The 18,175-nt window shown below is 69.6% G+C and carries 13 protein-coding genes; 5 read left to right on the top strand and 8 right to left on the bottom strand.

What is annotated here, in order from left to right:
• Window positions 1-187: 187 nt before the first annotated feature.
• From ACZ5SK_RS28615 to ACZ5SK_RS28605, 3 genes are read right to left on the bottom strand one after another with little or no spacing between them, the layout of a single operon-like run.
• Entirely contained in the window at window positions 188-1,018 is an 831-nt protein-coding gene (locus ACZ5SK_RS28615) for a carbohydrate ABC transporter permease (RefSeq protein ID WP_334576312.1), read from the bottom strand.
• A complete protein-coding gene (locus ACZ5SK_RS28610) occupies window positions 1,015-1,995 on the bottom strand; it encodes a carbohydrate ABC transporter permease (RefSeq protein WP_468576682.1) in 981 nt (326 codons plus the stop codon). Before ACZ5SK_RS28610 ends, ACZ5SK_RS28615 begins: the two co-directional genes overlap by 4 nt.
• On the bottom strand, window positions 1,995-3,320 hold the full coding sequence (locus tag ACZ5SK_RS28605) for an ABC transporter substrate-binding protein (protein WP_334576315.1): 1,326 nt from the start codon (window positions 3,318-3,320) through the stop codon (window positions 1,995-1,997). Before ACZ5SK_RS28605 ends, ACZ5SK_RS28610 begins: the two co-directional genes overlap by 1 nt.
• A 175-nt stretch (window positions 3,321-3,495) precedes the next feature.
• Here ACZ5SK_RS28605 and ACZ5SK_RS28600 point away from each other — a divergent pair, with 175 nt between their 5' ends.
• The 4 genes from ACZ5SK_RS28600 (at window position 3,496) to ACZ5SK_RS28585 (ending at window position 10,420) form a co-directional block, all read left to right on the top strand.
• Entirely contained in the window at window positions 3,496-5,874 is a 2,379-nt protein-coding gene (locus ACZ5SK_RS28600) for a glycoside hydrolase family 2 protein (protein ID WP_468156488.1), read from the top strand.
• On the top strand, window positions 5,871-6,908 hold the full coding sequence (locus ACZ5SK_RS28595; protein ID WP_361705313.1) for a LacI family DNA-binding transcriptional regulator: 1,038 nt from the start codon (window positions 5,871-5,873) through the stop codon (window positions 6,906-6,908). The genes ACZ5SK_RS28600 and ACZ5SK_RS28595 overlap by 4 nt, the downstream gene beginning before the upstream one ends.
• Before the next feature lie 168 nt (window positions 6,909-7,076).
• Window positions 7,077-8,297 carry a thiolase family protein gene (locus tag ACZ5SK_RS28590; RefSeq protein ID WP_079658919.1) on the top strand — a complete coding sequence of 407 codons (1,221 nt, stop codon included), beginning with the start codon at window positions 7,077-7,079 and terminating at the stop codon, window positions 8,295-8,297.
• The gene (locus ACZ5SK_RS28585; protein WP_334576319.1) at window positions 8,294-10,420 is read left to right on the top strand and encodes a 3-hydroxyacyl-CoA dehydrogenase NAD-binding domain-containing protein; all 2,127 of its coding nucleotides are present in this window, start codon (window positions 8,294-8,296) and stop codon (window positions 10,418-10,420) included. The genes ACZ5SK_RS28590 and ACZ5SK_RS28585 overlap by 4 nt, the downstream gene beginning before the upstream one ends.
• 163 nt (window positions 10,421-10,583) lie before the next feature.
• On the opposite strand, the gene ACZ5SK_RS28580 is transcribed toward ACZ5SK_RS28585, so the two are convergent.
• Entirely contained in the window at window positions 10,584-11,600 is a 1,017-nt protein-coding gene (locus tag ACZ5SK_RS28580; protein ID WP_334576321.1) for a DUF8189 domain-containing protein, read from the bottom strand.
• An 80-nt stretch (window positions 11,601-11,680) separates the two neighbouring features.
• On the opposite strand from ACZ5SK_RS28580, the gene ACZ5SK_RS28575 reads away from it, so the two are divergent.
• A complete protein-coding gene (locus ACZ5SK_RS28575; RefSeq protein ID WP_457493705.1) occupies window positions 11,681-12,076 on the top strand; it encodes an NTP pyrophosphohydrolase in 396 nt (131 codons plus the stop codon).
• 91 nt (window positions 12,077-12,167) lie between these two features.
• Here ACZ5SK_RS28575 and ACZ5SK_RS28570 read toward each other — a convergent pair whose 3' ends face one another.
• From ACZ5SK_RS28570 to ACZ5SK_RS28555, 4 genes are all read right to left on the bottom strand, one after another.
• Window positions 12,168-13,691, bottom strand: coding sequence for an amino acid permease (locus tag ACZ5SK_RS28570; protein ID WP_334576325.1), 1,524 nt, complete (start codon window positions 13,689-13,691; stop codon window positions 12,168-12,170).
• 145 nt (window positions 13,692-13,836) lie between these two features.
• Complete coding sequence (gene dxs / locus ACZ5SK_RS28565) at window positions 13,837-15,762, bottom strand: 1-deoxy-D-xylulose-5-phosphate synthase (protein WP_468156606.1); 1,926 nt, start codon at window positions 15,760-15,762, stop codon at window positions 13,837-13,839.
• Window positions 15,763-15,956: 194 nt separating this feature from the next.
• Window positions 15,957-17,330, bottom strand: a complete 1,374-nt coding sequence (locus ACZ5SK_RS28560) for a sugar ABC transporter permease (protein ID WP_334576327.1) — start codon at window positions 17,328-17,330, stop codon at window positions 15,957-15,959.
• Window positions 17,327-18,118, bottom strand: coding sequence for an ATP-binding cassette domain-containing protein (locus tag ACZ5SK_RS28555; protein ID WP_334576329.1), 792 nt, complete (start codon window positions 18,116-18,118; stop codon window positions 17,327-17,329). Before ACZ5SK_RS28555 ends, ACZ5SK_RS28560 begins: the two co-directional genes overlap by 4 nt.
• Window positions 18,119-18,175: the final 57 nt, after the last annotated feature.

The raw sequence follows: 18,175 nt of genomic DNA, 5'->3' as shown, positions 1-18,175 counted from the left end.
GCGGCGTCACGCGACGGCCCACCTCGAACGGCCCGAGGACATTACGGGCGAACTGCCGAGCAAGTCAGCCACCGAACCCCGCTGACGAATCGAGGCTAACAGGACCTGATAGGACCTGATAGGACCTGTCCCGGCCGCCGTAGAACCCTTCGTAATACGGCGGCGGCGGGGGCCGTTTCGCAAGCGGTTACCTCGTCGCTCCCCTCATGAAACCGTTGTAGATGTATTTCTGGAGGGCCAGGAAGACGATCAGTGTCGGCAGGATGACCAGCACCGCTCCTGCCGAGATCGTTTCCCAGTGGGCGGCATAGGGTCCCTTGAAGCGGAACAGGGACGTCGAGATCACGCCAAGATCTTGTGAGGGCATGTAGAGGAAGGGGATGTAGAAGTCGTTGTAGACGGCTATCCCCTTCACGATCACGACCGTCGCGATCGCCGGTTTCAGCAACGGAAAGATGATCTTTCGGTAGATCGTGAAAGCGTTGGCGCCGTCGAGGCGGGCGGCCTCGTCCAGGGAGATCGGGATCGACCGCACGAACTGCAGGAAAATGTAGATCGAGACGATGTCCGTGCCCATGTAGAGGGCGATCGGCGCCCAGCGTGTGTCGAACATGCCGAGGCTGTGGACGATCTGGAAGGTGGCCACCTGGGTGGTCACCCCGGGGACCAGCGCGGCGACCAGAAACAGGGCGATCACCAGTTTCCGGAATCGGAAGGTGAACCGGTCGATCGCGTAGGCCGTCATCGAGCCGATGAGGACCGTTCCGCCGACGGAGACGACAAGGATGAAGGCGGTGTTTCCGAACGCCGTCAGCATCCCGCCGTCCTGGAACGCCGTTACGTAGTTGCGGAAGTTGAGCAGGTCGTGCGGGAGGGTGAGCGCCCCGCCGCCGTTCGCCGTCTCCTTCTCGGTCTTCAGGGACGTCAGCAGGACGACGCCCAGCGGGAGCAGGACGACCAGCGCCGCGGCGATCAGCGACAGGTACACGAGGGTGCGGGCAACGGCTCGGCGCGTCATACGAGGTCCACCCTGTCGTCGGGGACGAGGCGGCGCTGCACCCAGGTCACCAGCAGGATGATCAGCAGCAGCACGACGGCCGCCGCCGAGGCGAGCCCCGTCTTGTTGAACTGGAAGGCCAGTTTCACGGTCTGGATCACGAAGGTCTCGGTGCCGGTCGCCCCGCCGGTCATGATGTACGGGATCTCGAAGGCGGAGAGCGAGCCGGAGACGGAGAGGATCACCGTCAGGGTCAGCACCGGCTTGATGCCGGGCAGGATGATGTAGCGGAACTGGTGCCAGCGTCCGGCGCCGTCCAGTCCGGCCGCCTCGTACAGCTCCCCCGGGATGGACTGGATCGCCCCGAGGAACAGGACGAAGTTCATGCCGAGGTAGCGCCAGATCGAGACGCCGGCGAGGGAGACGTTCGCCGAGGTCGGGGTCCCCAGCCAGGCGTGGTCGGTGTGATAGCCGAAGAGGGAGAGGACGGTGTCGAGGGTGCCGCGGTCCTGGAAGAAGTAGAGGAAGACGAAACCGATGGCCACCCCGTTGACCAGGGACGGGAAGAAGAGCACGCCCTTGAAGAAGTTCCGGAACCGGATGTTGAAACTCAGGATGGTCGCGAAGTAGAGCGCGGCGACGATCTGGATCACCGAGGCGGCCAGGTAGTAGCCGCTTACCCAGAAGACCTGGAAGAGGTCCTCCCTGGTGAAGATCTCCGTGTAGTTCTCGGCTCCCGTGTAGTGCAGTTCGGGGCTCACGCCGTCCCAGTCGGTGAAGCTGTAGGCGACCATGTTGGCGATCGGCGCGTAGGTGAAGGTGATCAGCAGGGCGAGCGGGGCCAGCAGGAACAGCCAGGGGGTCAGCAGCCGCCAGGTGCGGGCCCCGCGCGGGGCGGGAGCGGGGGCGGGGGCGGCGCGCTTCGAGGCCGGCGCCGTGGCCTCGAAGGTCGCCTTCTCGGTGCCGGGCCCGGGGGTGTGCGTGTGCGCGTGCGTCATCAGTGGCCCACGTTCGCTTGCGTCCCGGTCCACTTCTTGCCGAGGCCGCCGAGGAAGTCGTCCAGGCTGCCCTTCTTGGCGCCGCGGGCGAGGTCGACCAGGTCCTGGCGGTACTCGGGCTTGTAGATGCCGACCTCGGACTCGTCGTCGATCAGCTTGACCTTGGCGCCCGCCGTGTCGTCCAGTTCGATGAGCTTGACGCCCGCCGCCTCGTACGGCTTCAGCACCTCGGGCATGGCCGCGTCCTTGAGCGGGGAGATCGCCAGGTTGTCCTTGTCGTAGCCGGACTTGTCGGTGAACCAGTCGATCCAGGCGCGGGCCGCCTCCTTGTGCGGGGAGTGGACGTTGACGGCCTGGTTGTAGTCGGGGCCGACGGTCGCGCAGAACGCGCCGTTCGTCTGGGCGGGAAACGGCATGAAACCGATGTCGTCCGGGTTCACGCCGGCCTTCTTCGCGGCGTCCTGGAACTGGATGATCGCCCAGGTGCCGAGCCACTGGGTGGCGATCTCGCCCTTGGCCGTGCGGGGCTTGGACTCCTCCCAGTTGCTGGTCGTGGGGTCCTTCTCGGCGAGCCCCTGCTTCACGATGTCGTACAGCAGGGTGTCGCCGACGCGCAGGTCGGAGCCTTCGGCCCAGGGGTCGCCCTCGGCGAGTTTCGTGGTCGCCCCCGGGTCGCAGTGGACCGCGCCGTCGACATACGTCCACGAGGTCAGCGGCCACTGCGCGGCGAAGTTGGTGTAGTAGGGGATCGCGTCGGTCTTCGCCTTGATCGCCTTCAGGTCGGTGAGGAACTCGGCCGGGGTGGTGGGCCATTCGGTGACCCCGGCCTCCTTCCAGACCCGCTTGTTGTAGACGAAGCCGGGCATCACACCGACCGGGCTCTGGCCGTAGACCTTGCCGTCGACGGCGGTGAAATCGGTGAAACGGTATTTCTTGCTGCGTTCGGCGGTGGTGCCGAGGGAGGCGAAGAACTTCGGGTAGTCGTCCTTCTTGATGACCGCGGGGATCAGCAGGACGTCGCCGTAGTCGTCCGTGTTCATCCGGATCTTGATCTCGGCCTCGTAGTTGGTGAGGGCCTGGAATTCCACCTTGACCTTGGGATAGGTCTTGTTGAACTCGGCGGCGTACTTTTTCATCGTGCCGTCCTGCACGAGGTCGGTTCGCACGGTGAGGACCGTGATGTCTCCGCTGACCTGCGACGGGTCGTCGGGCGCCTTCGCGTCCGCGCCCTTCGTGCTGCCTGAGGTGCCGGTGCAGCCCGGGAGCAGCAGGGCTGCTCCCGCGACCGTGGCGAGGACCTGGGCTGTACGACGGTTCACGTGCATCACTTCCGTTCTCGGGATGTTCGCGGGACGGACGAGCACTTGCGGGTTGGTCGAACACGAGCGGGTTGGCTGATTCGGCACTCTGACAGCGCTTTCTCAACCGGTAAAGTCCCATTCCCGCCAACGATGAAGAGATGGCGCTCAGTTATGGGCTTGACCGGTTTAGGGAGTGCGCATGCTGGAGGCCTCACCGCTCCACGACGGATGGCAGCTGCGGCACGAGGGGCGGGCGCTCCCGGCCGTGGTACCGGGCTGTGTGCACACCGATCTGCTCGCCGCCGGGGTGATCCCGGACCCGTTCCTCGGCGTGGCCGAGAGCGAGGTCGCGTGGGTGGGGCGGCGCGAGTGGACGTACGGGACGGAGCTGCCGGCCGTGCCGTCCGGGCATGAGCAGACCGACCTGGTCTTCGACGGGCTCGACACGGTCGCGGAGATCACGCTGGGCGGTCAACTCCTGGGCCGGGTAAGGAACATGCACCGTTCGTACCGCTTCGACGTGACGGGGCTCGGCGGGCCGCTGTCCGTCCGTTTCGTCTCGGCCTACGCCGAGGCGGAGGCCGTGCGCGGGAAGGTCGGTGACCGTCCCGCCGCCTACACCGAGCCGTACCAGTACGTGCGCAAGATGGCCTGTTCGTTCGGCTGGGACTGGGGGCCCACGCTGGTGACGGCCGGGATCTGGCGGCCGGTACGGGTGGAGCGCTGGTCGACGGCCCGGCTGGCCCGGGTACGCCCGCTGGTGAGCGTCGAACACGGCGTCGGGGTGGTCGAGTTGCATGTGGACGTGGAGCGCACCCGGGTGGAGGCCGGACTCACCCTTCAGGCCCGGGTGGGAGGAGCGCTGGCGCGGGCCGAGATCGCGGGGACGAGCGGTGTCGTACGGGTGGAGGTGCCGCAGGCGGCTCTCTGGTGGCCGCGAGGCTACGGCGAACAACCGTTGTACGACGTCGAGTTGACGTTGTATCACGGGAACGCCACGCTCGACGTCTGGCGGCGGCGGGTGGGGTTCCGCAGCGTCGAGCTGGACACCTCCGCGGACAGGCATGGAACCGGTTTCACGCTGGTCGTCAACGGGGAGCGGCTTTTCGCGCGGGGCGTCAACTGGATCCCGGACGACGTGTTCCCCTCGCGGGTGACCCGGGAGCGTTACCGCAAGCGGTTGCGGCAGGCGGCCGACGCAGGGGTCGACCTGGTCCGGGTGTGGGGCGGCGGGATCTATGAGAGCGAGGACTTCTACGACGCCTGCGACGAACTGGGCCTGCTGGTGTGGCAGGACTTTCCGTTCGCGTGCGCGGCCTATCCCGAGGAGCAGCCGCTGCGGGGCGAGGTGGAGGCCGAGGCCCGCGAGAACGTCGTACGGCTGATGCCGCATCCGTCGCTGGTGCTGTGGAACGGGAACAACGAGAACCTGTGGGGGTTCAGGGACTGGGGGTGGGAGGAGCGGCTCGGCTCGGACTCCTGGGGTGAGGGGTACTACCTGGGGGTGCTCCCCCGGGTCGTGGGCGAGTTGGATCCGACGCGGCCGTACACGGCGGGGAGTCCCTGGTCGGGTTCGTGGGGGCGCCATCCGAACGACCCGGCGCACGGGACGCACCACTCGTGGGAGGTGTGGAACCGGGCCGACTACGCCGAGTACCGCAGTGAAGTGCCGCGGTTCGTCGCCGAGTTCGGCTGGCAGGCGCCACCCGCCCATGCGACGCTGCGGCGGGCGCTGCCGGGTGAGGAGCTCGCGGCGGACTCCCCCGGCATGCTGCACCACCAGAAGGCGGAGGACGGAAACGGCAAGCTGGAGCGCGGGCTCGCCCGCCATTTCGCCGTGCCGGAGGGGGACTTCGACCGGTGGCACTACCTCACGCAGGTCAACCAGGCGCGGGCGGTGGCGACGGGGATCGAGCACTGGCGGTCGCACTGGCCGGTGTGCGCGGGCACGATTCTCTGGCAGCTCAACGACTGCTGGCCGGTGACGTCCTGGGCGGCGATCGACGGGGACGGGCGGGAGAAACCGCTGTACCACGAGTTGCGTCGGCTGTACGCGGACCGGTTGCTCACCTTCCAAGTGCGGGGCGAAAGCCTGGTGCTGGCCGCCGTCAACCAGTCCGCCGAGCGGTGGAGGGGCGCTTTGTCGTTGCGGCGGATGTCCGTGGCGGGTGAGGTGGTCGCGGCGGGGCGGGTGGAACTGGAGGTCGGCGCGCGGGCGGTGGGCGAGGTCCGGGTGCCGGCGGAGCTGGAGCCGGCCGGCGCGAAGGAGTTCCTCGTGGCGGACGCGGACCCGGACGGGCTGCGGGCCGTGCGCTTCCCGGTGCCGGACCGTGAAATCGCTTATCCGACACCGGAGTTCGAGGTGAGCGTGACGCCGGTGGCCGTCACGGTCGCGGCCCACACCCTCGTACGGGATCTGCTGTTGCAGGCCGATCGGCTGCAGCCGGGGGCGCGGGCCGACCGGGGGCTCGTGACCCTGCTTCCCGGGGAGCGGGTGACCATCCACGTCACGGGCTGGGAGACTCCGGACGTCGCCGCCGCCCGGGCCGCGCTGTACTGCCAGGAGCCCGCTCGATGACAGCGTCCTCGTCGCCACGCGTCACCATCAAGGACGTCGCCGCGCGCGCCGGTGTGTCCAAGGGGGCCGTGTCACTGGCCTTCAACCGCAAGCCCGGGCTGTCGGAGGCGACCCGGGACCGGATCTTCGCGGCGGCGCTGGAGCTCGGCTGGGAGCCGAACCTCACGGCCCGGTCGCTGTCGAGTTCGCGGGTGGACGTGGTGGGGCTCGCGATCTGCCGGCCGGCGCGGATGCTGGGGCTGGAGCCGTTCTACATGGAGTTCGTCTCCGGGGTGGAGAGCGTGCTGACCGAGCACTCCTGCTCGCTGCTGCTGCGACTGGTGCGCACCGTCGAGGAGGAGGTGGGGCTGCAGGAGTCCTGGTGGCGGGGCCGGCAGATCGGCGGGTCGATCCTGGTGGACTTCCGGGCCGACGATCCCCGGGTGGCGGCCGCCGAGCGGCTCGGGATACCGGTGGTGGCGGTCGGGCACCCCTCGCTGACCGGGAGCCTGACGTCCGTGTGGACCGACGACGCGACGGCGGTGACGGAGGCGGTGCGGTATCTCGCGGCGCTGGGGCACCGCCGGATCGCCCGGGTCGGCGGCGCGGCCTCGCTCGGGCACACGATGATGCGGACGGCGGCCTTCGACGCGGCGGCGCGGAGTCTGGGGCTGGCCGGGGCGTGGCAGGTCGCCACGGACTACTCCGGCGAGGCGGGAGCGCGGGCGACCCGGTCCATGCTGACCGCCGCCCCGCCGGACCGGCCGACGGCCATCGTCTACGACAACGACATCATGGCGGTGGCCGGACTGGCGGTGGCCGCCGAGATGGGGCTCGGGGTGCCGGGCGACGTCTCCCTGCTGGCCTGGGACGACTCCCAGCTGTGCCGGCTCACCCATCCGACGCTCTCCGCGATGAGCCATGACGTGCACGGATTCGGCGCGGAGGCGGCGCGGACACTGTTCGGGGTGATCACCGGGACGGGCCCGGGATCGCATCCGGTGCCGACGCCGGTGCTGACGCCACGGGGCTCGACGGCGCCGCCGCGCGGCTGAAGGCTGGATGATCGCGGGGTGATCGCCGACGCGTCCGGGGTGTGACCTTCGCCGCTTGGCCCTCCCGGACTGGGCAGCTACGTTACCCATAAGTAGCATGGGTTCTGAGCGCGCGCTCAGCGCTTGCGTGTCGCAGCAGTGCCATCCCGCACCTGGAGGAGAGCCATCGTGCCTCGTACCGTCAGGGACGTCGTCTTCGTCGACGGCGTCCGTACCCCGTTCGGCAAGGCGGGCCCGAAGGGCATCTACCACGAGACCCGCGCCGACGACCTCGTCGTGAAGGCGATCCGGGAGCTGCTGCGCCGCAACCCCGGTCTCGACCCCAAGAAGATCGACGAGGTCGCCATCGCGGCGACCACGCAGATCGGTGACCAGGGCCTGACCATCGGCCGCACGGCCGGCATCCTCGCCGGTCTGCCGCAGTCCGTGCCGGGTTACTCCATCGACCGGATGTGCGCGGGCGCCCTGACCGCCGTCACCACGGTCGCCGGCTCCGTCGCCTTCGGCGCGTACGACATCGCCATCGCCGGCGGCGTCGAGCACATGGGCCGTCACCCGATGGGCGAGGGCGTGGACCCCAACCCGCGGTTCGTCAGCGAGAAGCTGGTCGACGAGTCCGCGCTGTTCATGGGCATGACCGCGGAGAACCTGCACGACCGCTACCCGCACATCACCAAGCAGCGCGCCGACGAGTACGCCGTGCGCTCCCAGGAGAAGGCCGCCAAGGCGTACGCCAACGGCAAGATCCAGGCCGACCTGGTGCCGATCTCGGTGCGCCGCACGAACCCGGAGGCCGGTGAGACGGGCTGGGGCCTGGTCACCGCCGACGAGCCGATGCGCCCGGGGACGACGCTGGAGAACCTCTCCGGTCTCAAGACCCCGTTCCGTGTCCACGGCCGGGTCACCGCCGGCAACGCGGCCGGTCTGAACGACGGCGCGACCGCTTCCCTCATCGCGTCCGAGGACTTCGCGCGCGAGAACAACCTGCCGGTCAAGATGCGCCTCGTCGCGTACTCCTTCGCGGGCGTCGAGCCGGAGGTCATGGGCTACGGCCCGATCCCGGCCACGGAGAAGGCCCTCGCCCAGGCGGGCCTGTCCATCTCCGACATCGGTCTGTTCGAGATCAACGAGGCCTTCGCCGTCCAGGTCCTGGCCTTCCTCGACCACTACGGCATCGCCGACGACGACGAGCGCGTCAACCAGTACGGCGGCGCGATCGCCTTCGGCCACCCGCTGGCCTCCTCCGGCGTCCGTCTGATGACGCAGCTGGCCCGCCAGTTCGAGGAGCAGCCGCAGGTCCGCTACGGCCTGACGACCATGTGCGTCGGCTTCGGCATGGGCGCGACGGTCATCTGGGAGAACCCGCACTTCGACGGAGGCGACAAGTGAGCACCACCGAACTCCTGAAGCGGGCGGCCGAGTTGTTCCCGGACGAGGTCGTCACCCAGGCTCACGTACGCCACCTGGACCTGCCGTTCGGCGCGGGGCGCTTCGCCCTGATCACGCTGGACAACGGTTTCGACCACACCAAGCCGACCACCTTCGGGCCGCAGTCCCTCGCGAACCTCGACGTCGCGATCGACCAGGTCGAGCAGGAGGCCAAGGCGGGCGAGATCGTCGGCGCCGGCGTCACCGGCAAGCCGTTCATCTTCGCGGTCGGCGCGGACCTCAAGGGCGTCGAGCTCCTCAAGGAGCACAAGGACGCGCTCGCCATCGGCAAGGGCGGGCACGAGGTCTTCAAGCGTCTGGCGGGCCTCGCGGTCCCGACCTTCGCGTACTACAACGGCGCGGCGATGGGCGGCGGCGTCGAGGTCGGTCTGCACTGCAAGTACCGCACTGTCTCGAAGGCGCTTCCCGCGTTCTCCCTGCCCGAGGTCTTCCTCGGCCTGGTCCCCGGCTGGGGCGGCTGCACGCTGCTGCCGAACCTGATCGGCGCCGACAAGGCCGTCTCGGTGATCATCGAGAACAGCCTCAACCAGAACAAGCAGCTGAAGGGGCAGCAGGTCTTCGACCTCGGCATCGCCGACGCCCTCTTCGAGGGTGCGGACTTCCTGGAGCAGTCGCTGATCTGGACGGCGAACGTCCTCAAGGGCGACGTCGAGGTCGAGCGTCCGGTGATCGACCGCGGTGAGGCCTGGGACCAGGCCGTCGCGCGCGGCCGGTTCGTCGCCGACTCCAAGGTGCACGGGGCGGCCCCGGCCGCGTACCGCGCGCTGGACATCATCGCCGCCGCGAAGAACGGCGACCTGCAGCAGGGCTACGACGCCGAGGACCTCGCGCTCGCCGACCTGATCATGGGCGGCGAACTGCGCTCCGGCATCTACGCGTTCAACCTGGTGCAGAAGCGCGGCAAGCGCCCGGCGGGCGCCCCGGACAAGAACCTGGCCCGCCCGGTCACCAAGGTCGGCGTCGTCGGCGCGGGTCTGATGGCCTCGCAGCTCGCCCTGCTGTTCCTGCGCCGCCTGGAGGTGCCGGTCGTGCTGACCGACATCGACCAGGAGCGCGTCGACAAGGGTGTCGGCTACGTCCACGCCGAGATCGACAAGCTGCTCGGCAAGGGCCGGATCAACCAGGACAAGGCCAACCGCCTCAAGGCGCTGGTCTCGGGTGTCCTGGACAAGGCCGAGGGCTTCGCGGACGCGGACTTCATCATCGAGGCCGTGTTCGAGGAGATCGGCGTCAAGCAGCAGGTGTTCGCGGAGGTCGAGGCGGTCGCCCCGGCGCATGCGATCCTCGCCACCAACACCTCCTCGCTGTCGGTCTCCGAGATGGCGTCGAAGCTGAAGAACCCCGAGCGGGTCGTGGGCTTCCACTTCTTCAACCCGGTCGCGATCCTGCCGCTGCTGGAGATCGTGCGGGGCGAGGCGACCGACGACGCCTCGCTGGCCACCGCGTTCGCCGTCGCCAAGAAGCTGAAGAAGACGGCGGTCCTGGTGAAGGACGCCCCGGCGTTCGTCGTGAACCGCATTCTGACCCGTTTCATGGGCGAGGTGCAGAACGTCATCGACGAGGGCACCTCGGTCGAGGTGGCGGAAAAGGCGGTGGAACCGCTCGGCCTGCCGATGTCGCCGCTGGTCCTGCTGGAGCTGGTCGGTCCGGCGATCGGTCTGCATGTCTCGGAAACGCTCAACCGGGCGTTCCCGGACCGTTTCACGGTCTCCCCGAACCTCGCGGCCGTCGTCAAGGCGGGCAAGCGCGGTTTCTACGTCTACGACAGCGGCAAGCCCGAGCTGGACCCCGAGGTCGCCGCGCTCCTGAAGCAGGGCGACAACGCCCTGACCGAGGAGCAGGTGCGGGCGCGTGTCCTGGACGCGGTGGCGCAGGAGATCGGGCTCATGCTCGACGAGGGCGTCGTCGCCGAGGCGCAGGACATCGACCTCTGCCTGATCACGGGCGCCGGCTGGCCCTTCCACCTGGGCGGCATCACGCCGTACCTGGACCGCGAGGGTGTCTCCGAGCGCGTGAACGGCAAGAAGTTCCTGGCGCCGGGCGTCGCGTCGGTTCCGGCGTAACCGTTTGCCCAACGCATGACAGTGGGCCTCCGCCGCTCGGCGGAGGCCCACTGTCATGCGTCCGGTCACGTTCAGCGCCGCGCGATCGCCGGTCGTGGCCTTGTAGTTGACGGTGACCGCATGGACCGTCGGCGATGTGCCGTAGAACGAGGCCGGCGCACGGTCACACCGTCCGCCAGGCCGTCAGGGCCAGGCCCGGCTCATCCTTGCGGCGGGTGAGCCGCAGGTCGCCGGTCGACGGGGACAGGGTCGCGGCGACGACCCGGTCCTCGTGGTCCTTCGCGAGCGCCACCACGGCGTCGGCGGGCAGCGCGGGGCCCGACTCGGCCCACCAGGCGCCGGCGGACTCCTGTTCGGTCGGGTACGCGGCGAAGGCGACGCGGCCGCTCGCGGAGCGCTGGGCGAGCAACGTGCAGTCGTGGCCGTCGAGTTCGGTGCGGATCGCGGCGACCGGACCGGGTCCGGCGGCGGCGAGCACGGGGACGGGCTCACCGCCGGGACGCCAGGCGCACACGTCGCCGGAGTCGTCGGTGTAGAAGAGGGTGGTGTGTTCCGGGGAGGTGGCCAGCGCCCGGAGCGTGCCCGGCCGGACCGACGCCTTGAGGGGCTCCTGCAGCACCGGCTGGGCGCCCGGCGTCTCCTGCCGCCAGTGCAGGATCCCGTCGGCGACGGCCGCGTACGCCGCGACGCGGCCGGACTCCGTCGTCACCGCGACGGGCGGTCCCTCGACGCCCTGTCCCTTCAGGTCGCGCCACGGGTCCCAGCCGCCCTTCTCCTTCTGGGCGACCATGCACAGTCCCGTGCCGATGTTGCGCACGAAGACGTGCGCGCGCCCCTGGGCGTCCACGGCGACGGCGGGCGTGCCGGTGCGGTGGCCCTTCTTGTTGGGATGGCCGATGGGCGCCCAGTCCAGGGCGGACAGCAGCGGCCGGTAGTGCGTGGAGTGCACGAGGGCCGCCTCGCCCTGCACGGTGGGCCGCCAGGAGGCCAGATGGGCGTATCCGTCGGCGCCGAGGCCGACGGCGAGCACCCGCTGCACCTTCTGGTCGCCGCCCACCGGGCGCGGCGCCTCCCAGGGGCCGCCGGGGAGGCGCTCGGCCCGGCACAGGACCGCGTCGTCCGACATCAGATAGACACCCAGCCGCCCATCGCGGCCACGTATGAGCCAGTCGCCGTTCACCCGGTCACCTTATGTCGGGGTCGGTGCGGCCCCTGGGTGCGGGTCCGGCCGGTGGGGCCGCCCGTGCGACCCTGGGGTCCATGGACGGTTCCCTGGACGGCTCCCCGGACGACGGCGCCCGGCTGCTTGTGATCGTCGACGCGGCGAACGTCGTCGGGTCGGTGCCCGACGGGTGGTGGCGGGACCGGCGGGGCGCGGCCGAGCGGCTGCGCGACCGGCTGGCCGCCGTCGGGCTGCCGGGGCACTCCGGGCCCGAGGAGATCGTCCTCGTCGTCGAGGGCGCGGCCCGCGGGGTGGAGCCGGTGCCCGGCGTACGGGTGGAGGCGGCGTCCGGCAGCGGGGACGACCGTATCGTCGAGCTGGTCGCCGAGGCCGGCGGGCGCTCCCGGCTGGTCGTCACGGCCGACCGCGAGCTGCGGCGCCGGGTGACGGAACTGGGCGCTGACGTCACCGGCCCGCGCGCGGTCCGGGGCTGAAGCGGTAGCGGGGCTGAAGCGGTAGCGGGGCTGAAGCGGTACGGCTTCGCAGCCGGCCCCGGCGGGCGGTGCGGGGCCGGCTGCGAAGCCGTCACACGGTGTCGTCGCGGTCGGGTCCGGCGACCTCGTCCACGGATGTCTCCTCGTGGCGTCCGAGTCGGCTGTGGGAGCGGCCGTAGAGGAAGTACACGAAGAACCCGACGACCATCCAGATGCCGAACCGCAGCCAGGTCTCGGCGGGCAGGTTGAGCATCAGCCACAGTGAGGCGCACACCGACAGGATCGGGATGACGGGCACCCATGGGGTGCGGAAGGCGCGGTGCAGATCGGGGCGGGACCTGCGCAGGATGATCACGCCGATCGCGACGACCACGAAGGCGAACAGGGTGCCGATGTTGACCAGTTCGGCGAGTTCGCTGAGGCTGGTGAAGCCGGCCAGGATCGCGATGAGCACGCCGAGCAGGATGGTCGGCCGGTGCGGGGTCCTGAACCGCGGGTGGACGTGGGAGAAGAAGCGCGGCAGAAGTCCGTCGCGGCTCATCGCGAAGAAGACCCGGGTCTGGCCGAGGAGCAGGATCATGCAGACCGTCGTCAGGCCGACGGCGGCGCCGAAGCTGATGAAGCCGGCGAACCAGGGGTGGCCGGTGGCCTTGAAGGCGTCGGCGAGCGGGGCGCTCACGGACAGCTTGGTGTAGTGCTCCATCCCGGTGACGACGATCGACACGGCGACGTACAGGATCGTGCAGATGACGAGGGAGCCGAGGATGCCGCGGGGCATGTCGCGCTGCGGGTTCTTGGTCTCCTCGGCGGCGGTGGCGACGACGTCGAAGCCGATGAAGGCGAAGAAGACGACGGAGGCGGCGGTGAAGATGCCCATCACGCCGAAGTTGGAGGGCGCCCAGCCGAACATCAGCTGGATGAGCGGGGACTGCAGGCTGTTGCCGGCCGGGACCTTCTCCGCCTTGGGGATGAACGGGTGGTAGTTGTCGCCGTGGATGAAGAAGGCGCCCGCGACGATCACGGTCAGGACGACGGTCACCTTGATGGCGACCACGACGGAGGTGACCCGCGCGGAGAGCTTCGTGCCGACCACGAGGATGGCGGTGAGCACCAGGACGAGGGCGGCGGCGAGGATGTCGAAGCCGAAGCCGTGGGCTCCCTCTCTTCCGCTCAGCGCCGCCGGCAGGTGCCAGCCGGCGTTGTCCAGCAGCGAGGCGACGTACCCGGACCAGCCGACGGCGACCACCGCCGTGCCGAGCGCGAACTCCAGGACCAGGTCCCAGCCGATGGTCCAGGCGGGCAGTTCCCCGAGGGAGGCGTACGAGAACGTGTACGCGGAGCCGGCCACCGGGACGGTGGAGGCGAACTCGGCGTAGCAGAGCGCGGCGAGCGCGCAGGCGACCCCGGCCGCGACGAAGGCCAGGGCGACGGCGGGACCGGCGTTGTTCTTGGCGACGGTGCCGGTGAGGACGAAGATGCCGGTGCCGATGATGACACCGACGCCGAAGACGGTCAGATCGAGCGCGGACAAGGATTTCTTGAGCGCGTGCTCGGGTTCCTCGGTATCGAGGATGGACTGCTCGACCTTCTTCGTCCGGAAGAGGGTGCTGCTCACGGGTACCTCCCACGCTGTGTCGTCCTCGACATGATCGAGAGGGGGCGTGGTACGTATGCCCCGGCGCGAGTGGATTCACGCAAATGGGCCGGTTCCACCACCCTTCGCGGTGGTCGAACCGGCCCGTTCGCAGCAGGCGGGCGGGTCAGTCGCGGGCGGGCTCGACCGAGTCGACCTCGGCGGCGGCGCTGCCGTACCTGCCGTCGAGCCGGGAGACCAGGCCGGTGACCTGGCGGGCGATGTCGGGGGCGGTGAGCCCGATCTCCGTCATCACCTCGGCGCGGGAGGCGTGGTCGAGGAAGCGGGGCGGGATGCCGAAGTCGCGCAGCGGAACGTCGACGCCCGCGTCGCGCAGGGACTGGGCGATCGCCGAGCCGACGCCGCCGACGCGGGAGTTGTCCTCGACGGTGACGACCACGCGGTGGCGCTCCGCGAGGGGCGCGAGGGCCTCGTCGACGGGCTTGACCCAGCGCGGGTCGACGACCGTGGTGGTGATGCCCTGCCGGTCGAGGAGGGTCGCGATCTCCAGGCACATCGGGGCGAGCGCGCCCACGGAGACCAGCAGCACATCCGGGGCGCCGGTGCCGCTCTCACGCAGCACGTCCATGCCGCCGACACGCCCGACAGCGGGTACGGCGGGGCCGACGGCGCCCTTGGAGAAGCGGACGACGGTCGGCGCGTCCTCGACCGCGACGGCCTCGCGCAGCTGGGCGCGGACCTGGTCGGCGTCGCGCGGGGCGGCGAGCCTGAGGCCGGGGACGACCTGGAGGATCGACATGTCCCACATGCCGTTGTGGGAGGCGCCGTCGGTGCCGGTGACACCGGCCCGGTCCAGGACGAACGTCACCCCGCACTTGTGGAGGGCCACGTCCATCAGGACCTGGTCGAAGGCACGGTTGAGGAAGGTGGCGTACACCGCGAACACCGGATGCAGTCCGCCGGTGGCGAGGCCCGCGGCGGAGACGGCGGCGTGCTGTTCCGCGATGCCGACGTCGTAGATGCGGTTCGGGAAGGTGTCCGCGAACTTCTTCAGGCCGACCGGCTGGAGCATCGCCGCCGTGATCGCGACGATGTCCTCGCGCTCCTTGCCGAGCTCGACCATCTCGTCGCCGAAGACGGACGTCCAGTCGGCGCCCGAAACCTTGACCGGCAGACCGGTGTCGGGGTGGATGGGGCCGATGCCGTGGAAGCGGTCGGCCTCGTCCTGGAGGGCGGGCTGGTAGCCGCGGCCCTTCTCGGTGAGGCAGTGCACGATCACCGGGCCGCCGAAGCGTTTGGCGCGGGCCAGCGCGGACTCCAGGGCCTCGATGTCGTGGCCGTCGATCGGGCCGACGTACTTCAGACCGAGGTCCTCGAACATGCCCTGGGGGGCGATGAAGTCCTTCAGGCCCTTCTTGGCGCCGTGCAGGGTCTCGTAGAGGGGCCTGCCTACGACGGGGGTGCGCTCCAGCACCTCCCTGGTGCGGGCGAGGAAGCGCTCGTAGCCGTCCGTCGTGCGCAGGGTGGCGAGGTGGTTGGCGAGGCCGCCGATGGTCGGCGCGTACGAGCGCTCGTTGTCGTTGACGACGATCACCAGCGGGCGGTCGCCGTCGGCGATGTTGTTCAGCGCCTCCCAGGCCATGCCGCCGGTGAGCGCCCCGTCGCCGATGACGGCGACCACATGGTCGTCGCGGTCGAGGATCTGGTTGGCCTTCGCGAGGCCGTCGGCCCAGCCGAGGACGGTGGAGGCGTGACTGTTCTCGATGACGTCGTGCTCGGACTCGCCCTGCGAGGGGTAGCCGGACAGGCCGCCCTTCATCTTCAGCCGGGAGAAGTCCTGTCGGCCCGTGAGCAGTTTGTGCACATAGGACTGGTGGCCCGTGTCCCACAGCACCTTGTCCTTGGGGGACTCGAAGACCCGGTGCAGGGCGATGGTGAGCTCGACCACGCCGAGGTTGGGACCGAGGTGGCCGCCGGTCTTGGACACGGCGTCGACGAGGAAGGTCCTGATCTCCTCCGCCAGCTGGTTCAGCTCCTCCAGGCTGAGCCGGTCCAGATCGCGCGGTCCCCTGATGCGGGTCAGCAGCGGCACCCGTGCCTCCTTGCAGTAAAAGCCGATCGAGCTGTTGCCGGGCTTGTCGAGTCTAATGTTCCGTCCGGGCGGACGGACTCCGGCCCGTGCGTCATAGGTCACGCGAACGGCCGTACCCAGGATGGGGCCTTCCCATGACATGACTGTGCCCGGCATCCGCGGGGATGCCGGGCACAGTCATGGCAACAGGCCAACTAGCCGCGGCCGGCGGCCTTCTGGCTCCGGCGGGAGACGGAGTCGATGACGACCGCGCCGAGCAGCACACCACCGGTGATCATGTACTGGATCGAGGTGTTCATGTTCAGCAGGTCGAGGCCGGTCTGGATGGACTGGATGACCAGCATGCCCAGGAGGGCGGACCAGACGGTGCCACGGCCGCCGAAGAGGCTGGTGCCACCGATGACGGCCGCCGCGATGGCGAGCATCAGGGTGTTGCCGCCGCCGGCGCTCAGCGACGCGCCCGCGGTCTGGCCGGCGAAGAACATGCCGCCGACCGCCGCGAAGCCGCCGGAGATGGCGAAGACGGTGATCCGGATCATCGGCACGTTGATACCGGCACGGCGGGCGGCCTCGATGCCGCCGCCGACCGCGAACACCTTGCGGCCGTACGTCGTACGACGCAGCACGAAGTCCACGATCACCAGCGCCGCCAGGAAGATCACCAGCGAGTTGGAGACACCCGAGGCGTTGTTCAGCACGGCGGCGGACACGAACGCGGCGACGGCGAGGGCGCCGACGCGCAGCAGGATCTCGCCGGTCGCGCGGAACGGCACGCCCGCGGCCCGGCGGCGGCGCTGCTCACCGAAGTTGCCCACCAGGGACAGCACGACGGCGAGTCCGGCCAGGATGTAGGCGCCGATGATGGCCTGGTCCATGAAGAAGGAGTTCTGGCCGAGCAGGTGGATCGGGCCGGAGTCCGACGGCAGGTTGATCGTGCCGCTGGAGCCGAGCAGCCACAGCATCAGACCGTTCCAGCCGAGGAAGCCGGCCAGGGTCACCACGAAGGCCGGTACGCCGATCTTCGCGAAGAACCATCCGTGCAGGGCGCCGATGCCGATGCCGGTGATGATCGTCAGGACCAGCGACAGCCATGGGTTCACGCTGTGGTCGGTCACGAAGACGGCGAACAGCGCGGACGCCAGACCGCTGACGGAACCGACCGACAGGTCGATCTCGCCGAGCAGCAGCACGAACACCAGGCCGATGGCGAGCATACCGGTGGCCGACAGGAAGTAGCTGACGTTGGAGAGGTTGTCGGCGCTGAGGAAGCGGTCGTTCTTCAGCTGGAAGATGGTCCAGATGATGATCAGACCGAGGACGACCGGGATCTGGCCCAGCTCGCCGCCCTTGACCTTGCGCTTGAACTCGGTGAGGTAGCCCTTGAGGCCCTCTTCACGGACCAGCAGACGCGGGTCGACGACGGTGACCGGCGCGGCGGTCGGGTCGTCGGCGGGGGCGACCGTGGTCTGGTCCTCGACGACGCCGTCGGTCTTGACGGCCTTCGTCGCGGTGTCGGTCTTCTCCGTCTTCGCGGCCTTCTCGGGCTCGGTCTTGGACGTGTCGCTCACTTTGCCGCCTCCGCGGTGCGACGCCCCGCACGACGGGTCACGGCGTTGTCCGTGGCACCCGTGATCGCGGCGATGATCTCTTCGTGGCTGGTGTCCTTCACGGGGAAGGAGCCGTTGTTCTTGCCCAGGCGCAGGACGGCGACGGTGTCCGCGACCGCCTTGACGTCGGCCATGTTGTGGCTGATGAGGATGACGCCGAGGTTGCGCTCGCGCAGCCGCTCGACGAGGTCGAGGACCTGCGCGGTCTGCTCGACGCCGAGGGCGGCGGTGGGCTCGTCGAGGATGACGACCTTCGGGTCGCCGATCAACGCGCGGGCGATGGCGACGACCTGGCGCTGACCACCGGAGAGGCTCGCGATCGGGATGCGGACGCTCGGGATGCGGATGGAGAGCGTGGACAGCAGCTCCCGGGAGTTCTTCTCCATCGTCACCTCGTCGATGACGCCGCGGCGCAGCAGCTCACGCCCGAGGTAGAGGTTGCCGACCACGTCGAGGTTGTCGCACAGGGCGAGGTCCTGGTAGACGGTCGCGACGCCGAGTCCCTGGGCGTCGTGCGGCTTGTTGATGCTGACGGGCTTGCCCTCCCACTCGATGACGCCCTCATCGATGGGGTGAACACCCGCGATCGTCTTGACCAGGGTGGACTTTCCTGCGCCGTTGTCGCCCACCAGGGCGACCACTTCTCCGGCGTGGACCTCCAGTTCGACGTCGGTGAGTGCCTGCACCGCACCGAATCGCTTGGAGACTCCGCGCAACGCCAGCACGGGCGTAGCGGACACGTGAACCATCTCCTTCGCCGCCTGACCGGCGGGGATGCCGCGCGCAAAGACAAGGCGCGGAGGGAT

This window comes from Streptomyces sp. NPDC031474, from assembly GCF_055581185.1.
This window is presented reverse-complemented; position numbering and strand designations above follow the sequence as displayed.